Below are 14624 nucleotides of genomic sequence, written 5' to 3'. Positions count from 1 at the left end.
CCTCCTTAGATGAGTTGACGGGTCTTCAGGGCCTTGATCAGTTGGCTGGCAGCTTCGGTTGGCGTTCCGGTCAGCGGCGTCAGCTCCCGTTTAACGGGTTCTGGGGCGTAGACCTTGGTCACGATGGTTGGTGAGCCGGCTTGACCTAAACGTGAATCGTCGAGATCCAGGTCGTCATGGTGCCAAATAGTTAGTGGCTTGGCGAAGCTCAACTGAATGTTGCGGGGCGTTGGGTAGCGCGGCGTGTTTAATTCACTCCGAACGCTGACCACAGCGGGTAAGGTCGCCACGAGCGTCTGCTTGGTATCTTCCAGTAGTCGTTCGGCCGTAACCTCGTTGGCGCCGCTTAACCGCAGGCTGGCGGCATAAGTGATCTGTGGCTGGTGTAAAAATTCGGCGACGATGGGGCCAACCTGACCCGTATCGGCATCGACGGCTTGCCGGCCAAATAAGACCAGGTCGACATCACCGATCTGCTTGATGGCCTGGGCAATCACGTAGCCGGTCGCTAGGGTATCGGCACCGGCAAAGGCACGGTCGGATAGCAGTACACCGGCATCGGCGCCCATGGCCATGCCTTCACGCAGAGATTCCGCGTAGTCGTCGGGGCCCATGCTGAGGAGCACGACCTCGGCATCACTGTCGGTATCCTTTAGTTGGAGGGCCTGCTCAACGGCATTTTTATCAAAGGGATTCATGACGCCAGCTAGACCGCGGCGGTCCAGGTTATGGGTGACCGGGTCGATGGTGACGTCGTTAGTTTCGGGAACTTGTTTGATACAAACCACAATTTTCATGGGAAACCTCCTATTTACTGAATTCGGCAGTGGCAATGGCGGACCGCATCTTTTCAACGGTCCCTTCGGCAATCTCCATGGCCCGTGCGTCGCGAATCAAGTGTTCAACGGGATACTCGCGACTGTAACCGTAGCCGGCCAAAATTTGCAGGGTGTCATCGCCGGCACTAACGGCGGAACGAGATCCGTGGGCCTTGGCCATAGCGGCTTCTTCGCTGTAAGGTTGACCAGCAGCCTTGAGTTGAGCGGCGCGTTGGTAAAGGAGCTTCGTCGTTTCCTTGCGCATGGCAATGTCAGCGACCTTACGATGGGTGACCTGAAGTTCAGTCAGCGGTTTGTCGCCGGCCTTACGTTCCTTGGCGTAGTCGGTCGCAATTTTTAAGTCGTGTTCCATGATACCAGTCAGAACGGCACCCATTAAGATGCGGGCGTCGTCGTGAGCGGAGTCACCGATCATGCCACCATCGCCGAGTTTACCCAGTAAGTGGTCGTCGTCAACGACGATGTGGTCCATAACGATTTCGCCAACGGGAGTGCCCCGCAGACCGATGAAGTCTTCACGCTTCCCGAATGAAAAACCGGGCATGTCCTGATCCACAACGAAGACGGAGAGCTCTTGGGGTGCGGTCTTGACCAACACGCAGTAGACCTGTGCGAGGCCACCGTTTGTGATCATGATCTTGTCGCCGGTGATGACCCAGTGATCGCCCTCACGCGTGGCAGTCGAGCTGATCCCCATCGGATTCGAGCCACCGCTGGCTTCGGTCATGGAAAAGGCAAAGATCCGGTCGTTCGCAGATGGCAGTAATTGTTGCTGCAGGGCGGGCGTTCCGAATTTTAAAATTTGGTCGATGGTCTTGAAGTGACCTTCGAGGGTGACGGCCGTGCTGGCGTTGCCCCGAGCGATGTGGTTTAAGGCTGTGGCCGTAACTTCGGGACCGAAGCCGGCACCACCGAATTCTTGGGGTAACATGAGGCCTAAGAAGCCGGTGTCTGTGAGTTTTTGCATGAAGCCAGCGGGAAAGTCTCCGGCGGCGTCCATCGGCATGTCCTCGGGCGCAATCTCCCGGGCAGTGTAATCATCAACCATTTGGAGCAAAAGCTTTTCTGCGGCAGCTGTTGTGGATGACATAGTGAAGTTCCTCCTTATCAAACAATTTAATTTGGTGTGGATCGTCGTAGGCTGTCAGAGACTGCGCCCGGTGAGGCAGACCTGGAGCCAAAAAGCGGTCTCCAGGGCGACTTGAAGCCTCAAAGAACGAGTCTTCAAGTGCGGCCTGTGTTCTAAGGCCGGGAAACCCGCCCGGTCTAAGAACACCGACACGGGGCTTCGTCCCTGACAGCCTACGACTACGCAACGTAAGTGAATTGATTTTATAACTTCTCTGGGTACCAGCCTTTACCATAAGATGACAAGCTGACACCCACTTCATTGTTCATAACTGAACGATATGGCGTAAGTATAGCTAATAATCGCTTGATAAGTCCAGAAAATTTGCGATATTTCCGAATATTCAGTATTCCCTGTTAGAATAAACTTAATTCCAATTATATATTAATGACGGCTTTTTAAAGAGATATTGCTGAGCCTTATTGTTGGTGATAACGCTGATATAGCTGGATAATCTGCGTTGAGACTTAAATAGAAATTGAATTCTGAAATCAGCTTTTACCGTGACTAAAATTCGTTTATAATTTTAAGGTGACTGGTCGTGAATTTGAGTCGTCTGGGTCTTCCTAAGCAGTAAAATAGTTTGTGCACAGTTAGGTAATCCACCATTATTATCGTTATATTTGTCAGCCAGTTTTGGCTCTCAACGACAGGGGACTAGCAGCTAAGATTTGGCAATCAGGAAAATTTTAGTAAAAAATTGGTACTTACCAGCGGAGTATTATACAATGAAACCGGATTCTTTTAATTGGAGGTGCCATTTTTTATGGAAATTACCACAAGCGCTGCTGGGATGTTGCACCAGCAAGAAGTTACCAAGTACTTATTGACCAATCAACAGGGAACACGGGTCGCTATTTTGACCTGGGGCGCGACGCTGCAAGAATTTAGCGTCGACGAAGATGGTCAACGTCACCAATTGATTGTGAACTTACCTAATCTTGATGATTACGACCACAACCCTTATTACTTATGCCAAACGTTGGGGCGGGTCGCTGGCCGCATCGCCGGCGCCCAATTTGACCTTGATGGCCAGACGATTCACTTGGACGCTAACGAAAAGCCCAACGCCAGTCACGGTGGGCCCCATGGCTTTACCTTCGTCAACTGGGACGCGACGACGACGCAGACCGCGGATACCGCTAGCGTGGTGCTGACCCATACGGCCACCCCCGCCGATGACAAGTATCCGGGCAACCTCAAGACGACGGTCACGTACACGTTGACCGAAGAGAACCGGTTAGATATTACCTTTGACGCGCAAAGCGATGTTGCTACGCTGTTCAACCCGACGGTCCACACCTACTTTAACGTCACCGACGACCAGTACAGTCTGGATGATCAGTGGCTGAAGTTGAGTGGCAACCAGCGGCTAGTCTTAGACCAAGCTAAAATTCCAACTGGTGAAATGGTCGCCACCGCCAATACCGGCTACGACTTCAGCCGGCCACGGACCATTAAGGACGGCTTAGACCAGTTACACCAAACGGGGCAGGTCGAATACGATGATGCCTTTGTCGTGGAGCCTAGCAAGGACACACCAATCGCCACAGTCGGGGATACCACGGGTCACCGCGAAGTCCAAGTTTACTCCGATCGGAACGCCTTAGTCGTCTTCACGGCCAACCCAACGGACGATAAGCGCGCTGAGAAACGTGATTACAACGCGTTAGCCATGGAAGCACAAACATTACCAGACGCCATTCACCATGCGGACTTTGGTGATGTGATCTTACCGGCTAACCAACCCGTCACCCATTTAATTAGTTATCAATACATCAGAAAGTAAGAGGAGAGATTACAATGAGTTGGCAAGAAAATTACCAAGTGTGGGAACAACAACCAACGATGATTCCGTACATCAAGGCTGAGTTGACGGCGATCGCCGATGACGACGCCGCGAAAAAGGCTGCCTTTACCGCCCCAATGAGCTTTGGGACCGCCGGTATGCGCGGCGTCATGGGACCCGGCATTGGTCAAATGAACGTCTACACGGTTCGCCAAGCCACTGAAGGGGTCGCCCGTTACCTGGACACGCTGGATGAGGCCACGAAACAGCGCGGGGTCGCCATCAGTTTCGACTCCCGTTACCATTCCAACGAGTTCGCTCACGAAGCGGCCCACGTCTTGGGGGCGCACCACATTCCCAGCTACGTCTTCGATGACATGCGGCCCACGCCAGAACTGTCCTTTGCCGTACGTCATTTGAACACGGCCATGGGAATCATGATCACGGCCAGCCACAACCCGAAGCAGTACAACGGCTTTAAGATCTACGGCCCAGATGGTGGGCAAATGCCACCTAAGGCGTCCGACATGATCACCGAGTTCGTCCGTTCTGCTAAGGATGTCTTTGCTATTGCGGTCGCCGACGAACAACAACTGCGTGCCGCCAACACGCTACAGATCATTGGTGAAAACGTTGACCAACCTTACCTGAAGAATGTCGAGAGCGTTACCATCAACGCTGACTTAGTTCACAGCGTTGGGAAGACGATGAAGCTGATCTATACGCCACTTCACGGGACGGGGAAGGTCATCGGCGAACGGGCTTTACGGGGCGCTGGTTTTGAAACCTTCACCATGGTTCCCGAACAAGCCATTGCTGATCCCGAGTTCCCAACCGTTCCGTTCCCGAACCCCGAGTTCTCACAGGCCTTTGACATGGCGATTGCCTTAGGGAAAAAGGAAGGCGCCGACTTGTTGGTCGCTACCGATCCCGATGCCGACCGCTTGGGTGCTGCCGTTCGTGAACCGAATGGGGACTACCAACTGTTGACGGGGAACCAGATCGCCTCGATTCTGTTGGCTTACATTTTAAAGGCCCGCAAGCAAGCTGGTCAGTTGCCAGCTGACGGTCGCGTGGTCAAGTCCATCGTTTCGACGGAGCTAGCTACCAAGATTGCGGCCGCTTACGGCGTTGAAATGAAGAACGTGCTGACCGGATTCAAGTTTATCGCCGAACAAATTCACGAGTACGAGACCAACCATGACCACACCTTCCTGTTTGGATTTGAAGAAAGCTACGGTTACCTGATCAAGCCATTCGTGCGGGATAAGGACGCCATTCAATCGACGGTCTTGTTGGCCGAAGTCGCTGCTGATTACAAGCAACGGGGGATGACCCTGTACGACGGAATCGAAGAACTCTACGCGACCTACGGCTACTTTGCCGAAAAGACCACGTTCGAGGAATTCCCTGGCGTTGACGGGGCTGACCAAATGGCCCACTTGATGAGCGAATTCAGAGAAAATGCACCGAAGTCCTTTGCCGACACCACGATCGATGCCGTCGAAGATTTCTCGACCGGCGTGAAGACGGCGGCTGACGGGAAGACCACGACCATCGATTTGCCACAGTCAAACGTCTTGAAGTACTGGCTGAGCGATGGGACTTGGATCTGCATCCGGCCTTCAGGGACAGAACCTAAGGTCAAGTTCTACATCGGGACCAGCGACAAAACGGACGCGGCTGCCCACGCTCGCTTGGACCGCTTCGAACAAGCTTTGAAGGACTATGTTGGTTCTGTGAAATAAGGTTGAGCTGAGTTGGCCGCACTGCGGCTGCCAGGAATTCCGCCTGCTGTGGGGAACGCCTCCAGCCTAAGGAGCGGGCTTCCGGCTCGCCTGAAAGCCACGAAAACCGCGTGTCTCCCAGGTCGTCCCACGATGTAAGTCGGGAAAGAACTCCGACTTACATCGTCGACACGGCTGGCTACATCCCTGGCCGCCTCCGGCTCAGACTGCTTTTCCCACAACTGGAGTGGAAGCAAGGCTTGTTCAAACTGGTCAGTTGGTGGTAGGCAGTCTAAGTCTGTCGGGTTTCCGGCTAGAGTGTGCAAGTCAGGCCAACCAAGCTGCATGATTACCAATCATTAAATTCATAAGAGCTCGTCTAACCCAGAATAGTTAGACGGGCTCTTTTTAGGTTCTCCTGAAGATTTAATAGTTATGAAAACGGCAACGGCAATCAATAGTAAATATCGGTCAAACATCACCCACTAAATATGTATTTAGTAAACTTTTAGTCAATTAAATACAACCGGTTGCAATACTTATATGGAGCGTGATTAGCAAATACTTAGTAATCATTTACACAATAAAAAAGGTTGCATCTTATGGTCCAGACCGTTATCATTACCATTGTAAAGCGCTTACATTTAAGTAAAACGTTAAGCCTAACTTTACTAGATTAGTTAACTAACAATCAGCACTTGGTTTAAAACCGGGTCGGCGGCGTTTGTACAATCAATTGTATTCGCTAGCCGATGGGCCTGATCAATTCAAGTGGTTGATGAGAAAAACTAAGGAGTGTTTCCAAATGGCTAAGAAGGATGAGAAAATTACTTTAGATCCCAAAGAATTTGCTGCGGCTGTTTTGGGTGGTAACGCACAGCGACCGGATGAGGAAAACAAGTTGTACATTAAGCGGCAACTGACCCTCTATTTGGAAGCCACGTTACTTGCACAGGACTTTAACCACCTCGAGGAATCACAATTCGATATGGCTAAGGCCAAGCAACGGGAAGATGTTCTTTCCAAAATCATCGAACACCGGTACCACTAGACTTAGTGGTCACTGGGTTGTCAGTTAAGTTTCCCGTTGAAAGGTGTGGAAAAAATAATGTTTAGGCAATATATCTCATATGCGTTAGGGGCGTTCGGACATGACGCGTTCTACGCAACTCTCAATACTTATTTTGCAATATTCGTCACCAGTGCCTTGTTCGTCGGCAACGGCGCGGCCGCTGAAGCCGGCATCGTCACTACGATGGTCGTGGTCATTCGGTTGGTTGAAATCGCCTTTGACCCGATGATTGGTGGGATGGTCGATAACACCGATACTAAGATCGGGAAATTTAAGCCATGGCTACTTGCCGGGGCCATTGTCAGTTCCGTCGGGATCATCCTGATGTTCTCCAGCATGTTTGGGCTGGCGGATTCCAACAAGACACTTTACTTCCTACTCTTCGGCATCGTCTTTGTCATTATGGATATTTTCTATTCGTTTAAAGATATTTCGTTCTGGTCCATGCTACCTGCTTTGAGTGTTGACACCAAGGTGCGTAACAAGTTCGGGACGGTTGGTCGTTTCGGTTCTACCTTGGGGTCTCAAGGGGTCATCATGGCAGTAACGCCATTGGTCATCTTCTTCTCACAGAAATTTTCTGGGACACATGGTAGCACGCAGACCCGTGCCGGCTGGTTAGGGTTTGCCGTCGTCATTGGGGCCGTTTCTCTGTTGGGGGCCTTAGCGACTTTCTTCGGGACCAAGGAAAATAAGAGTTTGATTCGTGAAAACACTGAAAAGACGCGTTTCCGCGACGTCTTCAAGGTCATTGGTGAAAATGACCAGTTGATGTGGTTGGGGTTATCCTATCTGTTATTTGCCCTCAGCTACGTGGTCACCAATTCCCTTTTGATCTACTACTTCCGTTACGTCATTGGTAACGCCAATGCTTACACGGTTATTGGTGGGGTCACCGCCCTCTTAGGGGTGCTTTCCGTGCCATTGTTCCCAGTGATCGTATCCAAGCTTACTCGGCGCGGCGTTTACGTCGGCGGTATCTGCATGATGCTGGTCGGCTACATTTTGTTCAACCTTGCTGGGACCAACATCCTCATGATGTATATCGCCGATGCCGTCTTCTTCTTCCCATACCCCATGATCTTCCTGGCCGCTTTAATGACCATTACGGACAGTGTGGAATATGGCCAGTACAAGAACGGTACGCGGAATGAATCCGTGACGTTGTCCGTTCGGCCATTGATTGATAAATTAGCAGGGGCCTTCTCAACGGGGATCGTGGTTATTGCCGCCGTTCACGCTGGGATGACCGGGAACGCCAAGCCAAGTGATATCACGGCTCACGGCATGTTCATCTTCCATTCCTTTATCTTCTACATGCCAATGATCTTGTTGGTCTTGTCTGCACTGATCTACCAATTCAAGGTGACCTTGTCAGAGAAGAAGCACGCGGAGATCGTTCGTGAACTTGAAAAGAAACTTGAGACTGAACAGGCTGAGGAAAAAGCTTCAGCTAAATAAGGTAGTGCTAGGGGCCACGGGCAGAAATTGTCGGTGGCCTTTAGTCTAGGCTAGACGTCCCTGGTCGCCCTGCGGCAGCCAGGGATTCCGCCTGTTATGGGGAGCGCCTCCAACCTGGGGTGCGGGCTTCCGGCTCGCCTGAAAGCCACGAAAAGCGCGTGTCTCTCAGGTCGTCCCACGATGTAATCCGGGAAAGAACCCCGGCTAACATCGTCGACACAGCTGGCTCCATCCCTGGCCGCCTCCGGCTTAAATTGTGTCCTAACATGTCAGGTGATGAGAGTTGTCAGCTATGTTGTGTGTGGATTAGCTGATGGTAGTATTTATCGGTATGAACTCTTTCCCTATCGACCACTAGCGTAAGCCGAGAGGTCGCCAGATATGGGCCCAGGTGCGTCGTTCTACTTAGACAGGGGGTGGCCTTCCCACTGACTTAGTAGAAGACCAGGCTTGGAGACTCGGTACTTTCGAGGCTTCAAGTTGTGTCCGCACCGTTCCGGCCCATATCTGGTGGCCGGTAAGGCGAAGGGACTACCATCAAGGTTTTGATTACCGATAACTGAGTACCAGCGTGAAGGAAAGCGCTTTATTAAATGATTGACATAACGGCTAAACGCGGTTATGATGACTGTAGTAAAAACTTTACTAAAAAATTTATTAAGGAGTTAATCGCCATGGATTTCGCCAGCTTAGCAACTGAATACCAAGAAAAGTTTGATGTCGCCCCCCAACGGGTGTTCTTCTCACCAGGCCGTATCAACTTGATCGGTGAATACACCGACTTTAACGGTGGTCACGTTTTCCCAGCCGCCATTAGCATGGGGACCTACGCCGCATTTTCAGCACGTGATGACCGTAACTTCCGCGTTTATTCCGCCAATGTGCCGGATGCCGGAATGCTAACGTTCTCACTGGATGATTTGAAATTTGATAAGGCTGATAACTGGGCCAACTACCTTAAAGGGATGTTGTTCGAGCTGGCGAAGCAGAATCTGACCATCGACCATGGCTTTGACCTCTTCGTTCACGGGAACTTGCCAGATGCTTCTGGCTTGTCCTCATCAGCCTCAATGGAAATGTTGATGGGAGAAATTCTTCACGCCGGCTATGGCATGAAGCTTGATGAGGTCGAAATGGTCAAGGTCGGCCAGCAGGTTGAAAATGACTACTTCGGTTTGAACACGGGAATCATGGACCAATTTGCCATCGGGATGGGGAAGAAAGACCAAGCTATCCTGCTCGACACGAATACCTTAGATTACCAATACGCGCCACTTGCTTTGGGTGACTACGTGGTTGTCATCATGAACACCAAGAAGCGCCGTGAGTTGACGGATTCCAAGTACAACGAACGCCGCGCCCAATGTGAAGAAGCCCTCCGTCGTCTGCAAACGAAGCTGGACATTAAGACGTTAGGCGACCTGAGTGAAGACGAATTCGACGAAAATGCTTACCTGATCAACGATGACATCTTGATCAAGCGGGCGCGTCACGCCGTCTTCGAAAACCAACGGACGTTGAAGGCCTTCGATGCCTTACAGGCCAATGACTTAAAGCGTTTCGGCCACTTGGTCAACGCCTCCCACGTGTCCTTACACTACGACTTTGCCGTAACTGGTAAGGAACTCGATACGTTGGTTGAAACGGCTTGGGAACAACCAGGTGTTCTTGGCGCCCGGATGACCGGTGCCGGCTTCGGTGGCTGTGCAATTGCTTTGGTCAAGAAGACCAACGTCGATGATTTCGAAAGTGCTGTCGGTAAGGTCTACGAAGACACGATCGGCCACCCAGCCGAATTCTACGTCGCCGAAATTGCGGACGGCCCTAAGGAAATCAAGGCTTAAAGTTTTGGATTGTGGTGGATTGTTCGCACTGCGGTGACCAGGGATTCCGCCAGCCATGGGGAACGCCTCCAGCCAAAGGGCGGGCTTCCAGCTCGCCTGAAAGCCGCGGAAGTCGCGCGTCTCTCAGGTCGTCCCACGATGTAACCCGGGAAAGAACCCCGGCTAACATCGTCGACACGGCTGGCTCCATCCCTGGCCGCCTCCGGCTTGGATTTGCTGCTTCCATTATGGATGTTGCGTCCTATGAGCATCCGCAATTTAAGTCGGGGTAACCGTAGCAATTTTGCTAGTTGTTATCTCAACTGAGAGGCCAGCTTGGTAGCGAAGTTATCAGCAACCAGTTCGACTACAGGTCAACTGGTCGCAGTAATCACATTAGAGATAAGATAAAATAGTAGTAAACGTTTAGTGTTGCCGTAGCCGGAGGTGAGCGGGGAACATAACCCCGTGTCGGTGTTCTTAGACCGGCGGGTTATCGGCCTTAGAACACGGGCCGAGCTTTGAAACTCGGTTCGTGAGGTTCAAAGTCGCCCTGAAGACTCACGTTCCTTGAGACTTCAGGTCTACCCCACCGGGTGGAGTCCCCGCGCACCGCAGGCGACAACCGCTAAACATAAAAAATAGTAAATCTAGGTAAAAACATTAATTTGAGGAGGAATTGATCAATGACAGTTTTAGTCTTAGGTGGTGCCGGTTACATCGGCTCACACGCCGTCGATCGTTTAGTTGAGAAGGGTTACGATGTTGCCGTCGTCGACAACTTGGTAACGGGGCACCGAGCCGCAGTGAACAAGAAGGCGCGGTTCTATGAAGGAGACGTTCGTGATCAAGACTTCCTGAACGGTGTTTTTGATAAGGAAGATATCGAAGGGGTTATTCACTTTGCCGCCTTCTCCGTGGTGCCTGAATCCATGAAGAAACCGCTGAAGTACTTCGACAACAACACGGCTGGGATGGTTTCCTTGCTGGAAGTCATGAACAAGCACAACGTGAAGCGCATCGTCTTCTCATCAACGGCCGCAACTTACGGCGAACCTAAGCAGATTCCAATCAAGGAAACTGACCCGCAGATTCCAACCAACCCATATGGTGAAAGTAAGTTGATGATGGAAAAGATTATGCATTGGTCTGACGAAGCCTACGGTATTAAATTTATCGCCTTACGTTACTTCAACGTTGCCGGTGCCAAGGAAGACGGTAGCATTGGTGAAGACCACCATCCAGAAACCCACTTGGTTCCAATCATTTTACAAGTGGCTGCTGGCGAACGAAAAGAATTATCCATCTTCGGTAGCGACTACCCAACTAAGGATGGAACTAACGTGCGGGATTACGTCCACGTCGTTGATTTGGCAGACGCCCATATTTTAGCGCTAGAATACCTGAAGGCTGGTCACGACAGCGATGCCTTTAACCTCGGGTCTTCAACTGGGTTCTCCAACAAGGAAATGCTGGAAGCCGCACGTAAGGTTACGGGCAAAGAAATTCCCGCAACGATGGCCCCACGCCGTGCCGGTGACCCAAGTACGTTGATTGCCGCTAGTGACAAGGCGCGGAAAGTGTTGAACTGGAAGCCACGGTTTGACAACGTCGAAGACATTATCCGGACGGCTTGGAACTGGAAGCAAACGCATCCACAAGGCTACAACGACCGGACTGAGGAGAAGTAAGCTATGGCTGAAGATACAATTCAAAAATTTATTGATCACATCGTGTCTTCACCGGCACCTTACACGGAACTCGATCGGCAGTACGTCACGAACCGCATCTTTGCTTTGATTGGCGACGGTGAGGCGAAGGCCGCAACGGCGGATACGCCCATCGACCTGGTCAACGCCCTGATTGAAACGGCGATTGACCATGGCAAGATTGAGGATTCCCCAAGTCCTAGGGAAATTTTGGAATCACAACTGATGGATCTGATGACGCCGCTTCCTTCCGCAATCAACCGCGGCTTCTGGGACCGGTATCAGGAAAGTCCATCCAAGGCGACTGACTGGTTCTACCAGTTAAGCCAAGCCAACAACTACATTAAAACGCGTAACATTGCGAAAAATGTGGTCTTCCCGGCCAAGACGGCGGCTGGTGAGTTAGAGATCACCATCAACCTGTCCAAACCGGAAAAGGACCCCAAGGCCATTGCGGCGGCACAGACGCAGAAGCAGACGAGCTACCCCTTGGACCAACTGTGCATGACGAATGAAGGGTACTTGGGTCGACTCGGTTATCCCGCTCGCAGCAATCACCGGATCATCCGGATGATGCTGGGTGGCGAAACCTGGGGCTTCCAGTACTCGCCATACGCCTATTTCTCAGAACACGCCATTTTTCTCGCCAAGGAACACCGGCCAATGGTCATCAACCAACACACGTTTACCAACCTCTTGGAAATTGTGCGGACGTTGCCGACCTACTTTGTTGGCAGCAATGCCGACCTACCAATCGTGGGGGGCTCCATGCTGACTCACGACCATTATCAGGGGGGCAAGCATTCCTTCCCAATGATGAAGGCGTCAATCGACCGTCCCATTGACTTAGGTGTCGCTGGGGTCACGGCTGGCGTGGTTGACTGGCCAATGACCGACATTCGGCTGACCGGGAGTCAACCAGAAGCGCTGATCAATGCCGCCACAAAGGTACTGGACAGTTGGATCGATTACTCCGATGAATCCGTCGACGTGCGGGCCTATACGGATAATGTACGCCACCACACGATTACGCCCATTGCGTACCGAGATGGTGCCGACTATGTCCTGGACCTCGTGTTGCGGGACAACCAGACGTCCGCTCAGTATCCGGATGGTATTTTCCATCCGCACCAGGACGTGCAACACATTAAGAAGGAAAATATTGGCTTGATCGAAGTCATGGGACGAGCAATTTTACCCGCCCGTCTCAAGACGGAAATGGCCGAGGTCACCAAGTACTTGTTAGATCAACCGAACCAGATGGCTGACATGCACAAGGCTTGGGCCGACAGTATCAAACAGAACCACGCGTTGACGGCAGAGAACGTTACACCGGTCTTGCACCAAGCTATCGGTGACGTCTTCGCCCGCGTCTTAGCCGACGCCGGCGTCTTCAAGCGCGACGCTAAGGGCCAAGCTGCGTTAGACAAGTTTATCGCACAGATCTAGTTGGAGTTCGTCAGCGGCTGACAGGAACTGCCCCCGGTGAGGCACTGGGCAACACGGTGGTGCTTTCGCCTTGCCGGCCGACAGATATGGGCTGGAACGGTGCGGACACAACTTGAAGCCTCGAAAATCACGAGTCTTCAAGCTTGGTCTTCTACTAAGCCAGTAGGGAAATCACCTACTAAATAAGTAGAACGACGCGCCTGAGCCCATATCTGCCGACCTCTCGGCTTGTGTTGGTATTCTATGCAACGCACAGTTGAATTGTAGAGAGTTATCGGTATTCAGTGAAGTTTGGATGGCTTATCGGTTTCAGCATGTGAAATTAGTGGACGCAATCTGAGCAGGAGGATGTCAGGGATGGAGACAGCTGTGTCGACGATGTTTGTCGGGGTTCTTTCCCGGCTTACATCGTGGGACGACCTGACAGCCGTAGTGCGGCCCAGTTAGACTAATTTAAAGGAGGTGATGGCAATCGCAGCCACGTTAAAGGATATTGCGAAGTCTGTCGGCGTTTCGCTGGCCACGGTATCGCGGGTCTTGAATTATGACCGCACACTGTCCGTTAGTGACTCGACGCGTAAGCAGATTTTTGAGGTCGCTGAGGAGTTGAACTACAGTAAGCTCAAACACCGGGCGGCCGCGCCAGCTAAACAGCTTAAGATTGCCATCGTTCAGTGGTATTCCAAGACCAAGGAACTAGATGACTTGTACTACATGTCGATTCGCTTAGGCCTGGAGAAGCGGAGTGATGAGCGCCATTTCTTAGCGACCAGAACGTTTCAAAATGACTTGCAGGCCATTGAGCCCGATGTTGACGCCATTATTGCCATCGGTAAATTTAGTGAGTCGCAGGTTGCGGCAATGGCCCAGTTAACACCGAATCTAGTGTTTGTGGACCAAGACCAGCTTTGCCACGGGTATGACAGCGTGGTCACGGACTTTCGGTTCGCGGTCCGCCAAGTCATTGATTTTTACTGGCAACGCGATCAACGAAGAATTGGCTTGTTGTACGGGACGGAATGGACGACGGATGGGCAACTAGAAGTCGTTGATCCGCGGTACAATGCGTTTAAGCAGGAAATGGAAGTACGGGGTGCCTTTGATGATCGTCTGGTTTTTGCCGGCGACTACACCAATCACTCCGGTTACCAGCAGATGCAAACGGCGATTGCAGAATTGGGTGACGATTTGCCATCCGCGTTCTTTGTCACCAATGATCCGATGGCGGCTGGGGCGTTGAAGGCGCTCCACGAGAATAACATCGACGTGCCAGGCAGAGTCAGTCTGTTCAGTTTCAACGATACGACGATTGCCAAGTACGTCTTCCCCGAGCTGAGCAGCGTGCACGTCAACACCGAGCTCCTCGGCTCAACGGCCGTGGACTTGGTGGAGAATCGTCTCCAGACGGGTCGTACCACGCCCCAACTGGTGACGATCGGCACGGCACTCGTTCCGCGTGAGAGCACCCAACCAGCCCCTGATGAAAAATAAATGAATCGACTAAGCACGTTGTCCCAGCAGACTATCCAGTCTCCGGCGACAACGTGTTTTTTGGTGGGTTTAAGCTGGTCGCACTGCGGTAGCCAGGAATTTCGCCTGCCATGGGGAACGCCTCCAGCCAAAGAA

Annotated in this window: 10 protein-coding genes; 8 read left to right on the top strand and 2 right to left on the bottom strand. The window is 51.8% G+C overall.

What is annotated here, in order from left to right:
- Positions 1-5 precede the first annotated feature (5 nt).
- Together FC99_RS09005 and FC99_RS09000 are read right to left on the bottom strand one after the other, a co-directional pair.
- A complete protein-coding gene (locus FC99_RS09005; RefSeq protein ID WP_048734962.1) occupies positions 6-797 on the bottom strand; it encodes an electron transfer flavoprotein subunit beta/FixA family protein in 792 nt (263 codons plus the stop codon).
- 10 nt (positions 798-807) lie between these two features.
- Positions 808-1929 carry an acyl-CoA dehydrogenase family protein gene (locus FC99_RS09000; RefSeq protein WP_048734964.1) on the bottom strand — a complete coding sequence of 374 codons (1122 nt, stop codon included), beginning with the start codon at positions 1927-1929 and terminating at the stop codon, positions 808-810.
- 805 nt (positions 1930-2734) lie between these two features.
- Here FC99_RS09000 and FC99_RS08995 point away from each other — a divergent pair.
- The 8 genes from FC99_RS08995 (at position 2735) to FC99_RS08960 (ending at position 14489) form a co-directional block, all read left to right on the top strand.
- On the top strand, positions 2735-3757 hold the full coding sequence (locus FC99_RS08995) for an aldose epimerase family protein (protein WP_048734966.1): 1023 nt from the start codon (positions 2735-2737) through the stop codon (positions 3755-3757).
- Positions 3758-3771: 14 nt separating this feature from the next.
- Positions 3772-5505 carry a phospho-sugar mutase gene (locus FC99_RS08990; protein ID WP_048734969.1) on the top strand — a complete coding sequence of 578 codons (1734 nt, stop codon included), beginning with the start codon at positions 3772-3774 and terminating at the stop codon, positions 5503-5505.
- Between the two features lie 784 nt (positions 5506-6289).
- Positions 6290-6535 carry a hypothetical protein gene (locus tag FC99_RS08985; protein ID WP_048734971.1) on the top strand — a complete coding sequence of 82 codons (246 nt, stop codon included), beginning with the start codon at positions 6290-6292 and terminating at the stop codon, positions 6533-6535.
- 57 nt (positions 6536-6592) lie between these two features.
- Positions 6593-8017, top strand: coding sequence for a glycoside-pentoside-hexuronide (GPH):cation symporter (locus tag FC99_RS08980; RefSeq protein WP_048734973.1), 1425 nt, complete (start codon positions 6593-6595; stop codon positions 8015-8017).
- Between the two features lie 674 nt (positions 8018-8691).
- Positions 8692-9861: a galactokinase gene (locus FC99_RS08975; protein ID WP_048734976.1), complete on the top strand. Its 1170-nt coding sequence runs from the start codon at positions 8692-8694 to the stop codon at positions 9859-9861.
- Between the two features lie 665 nt (positions 9862-10526).
- The gene (galE, locus tag FC99_RS08970; RefSeq protein WP_048734977.1) at positions 10527-11531 is read left to right on the top strand and encodes a UDP-glucose 4-epimerase GalE; all 1005 of its coding nucleotides are present in this window, start codon (positions 10527-10529) and stop codon (positions 11529-11531) included.
- A 3-nt stretch (positions 11532-11534) separates the two neighbouring features.
- Positions 11535-12998, top strand: coding sequence for a UDP-glucose--hexose-1-phosphate uridylyltransferase (locus FC99_RS08965; RefSeq protein ID WP_048734980.1), 1464 nt, complete (start codon positions 11535-11537; stop codon positions 12996-12998).
- 465 nt (positions 12999-13463) lie between these two features.
- Positions 13464-14489 (top strand): LacI family DNA-binding transcriptional regulator, encoded by a 1026-nt coding sequence (locus tag FC99_RS08960; protein ID WP_156166933.1) that lies wholly within the window; start codon positions 13464-13466, stop codon positions 14487-14489.
- Positions 14490-14624 lie beyond the last annotated feature (135 nt).

It is taken from the genome of Levilactobacillus koreensis JCM 16448 (genome assembly GCF_001435525.1).
GTDB lineage: Bacteria > Bacillota > Bacilli > Lactobacillales > Lactobacillaceae > Levilactobacillus > Levilactobacillus koreensis.
Note: the sequence above shows the minus strand (reverse complement) of the source record. Positions and strands in the feature narration are given on the sequence as shown.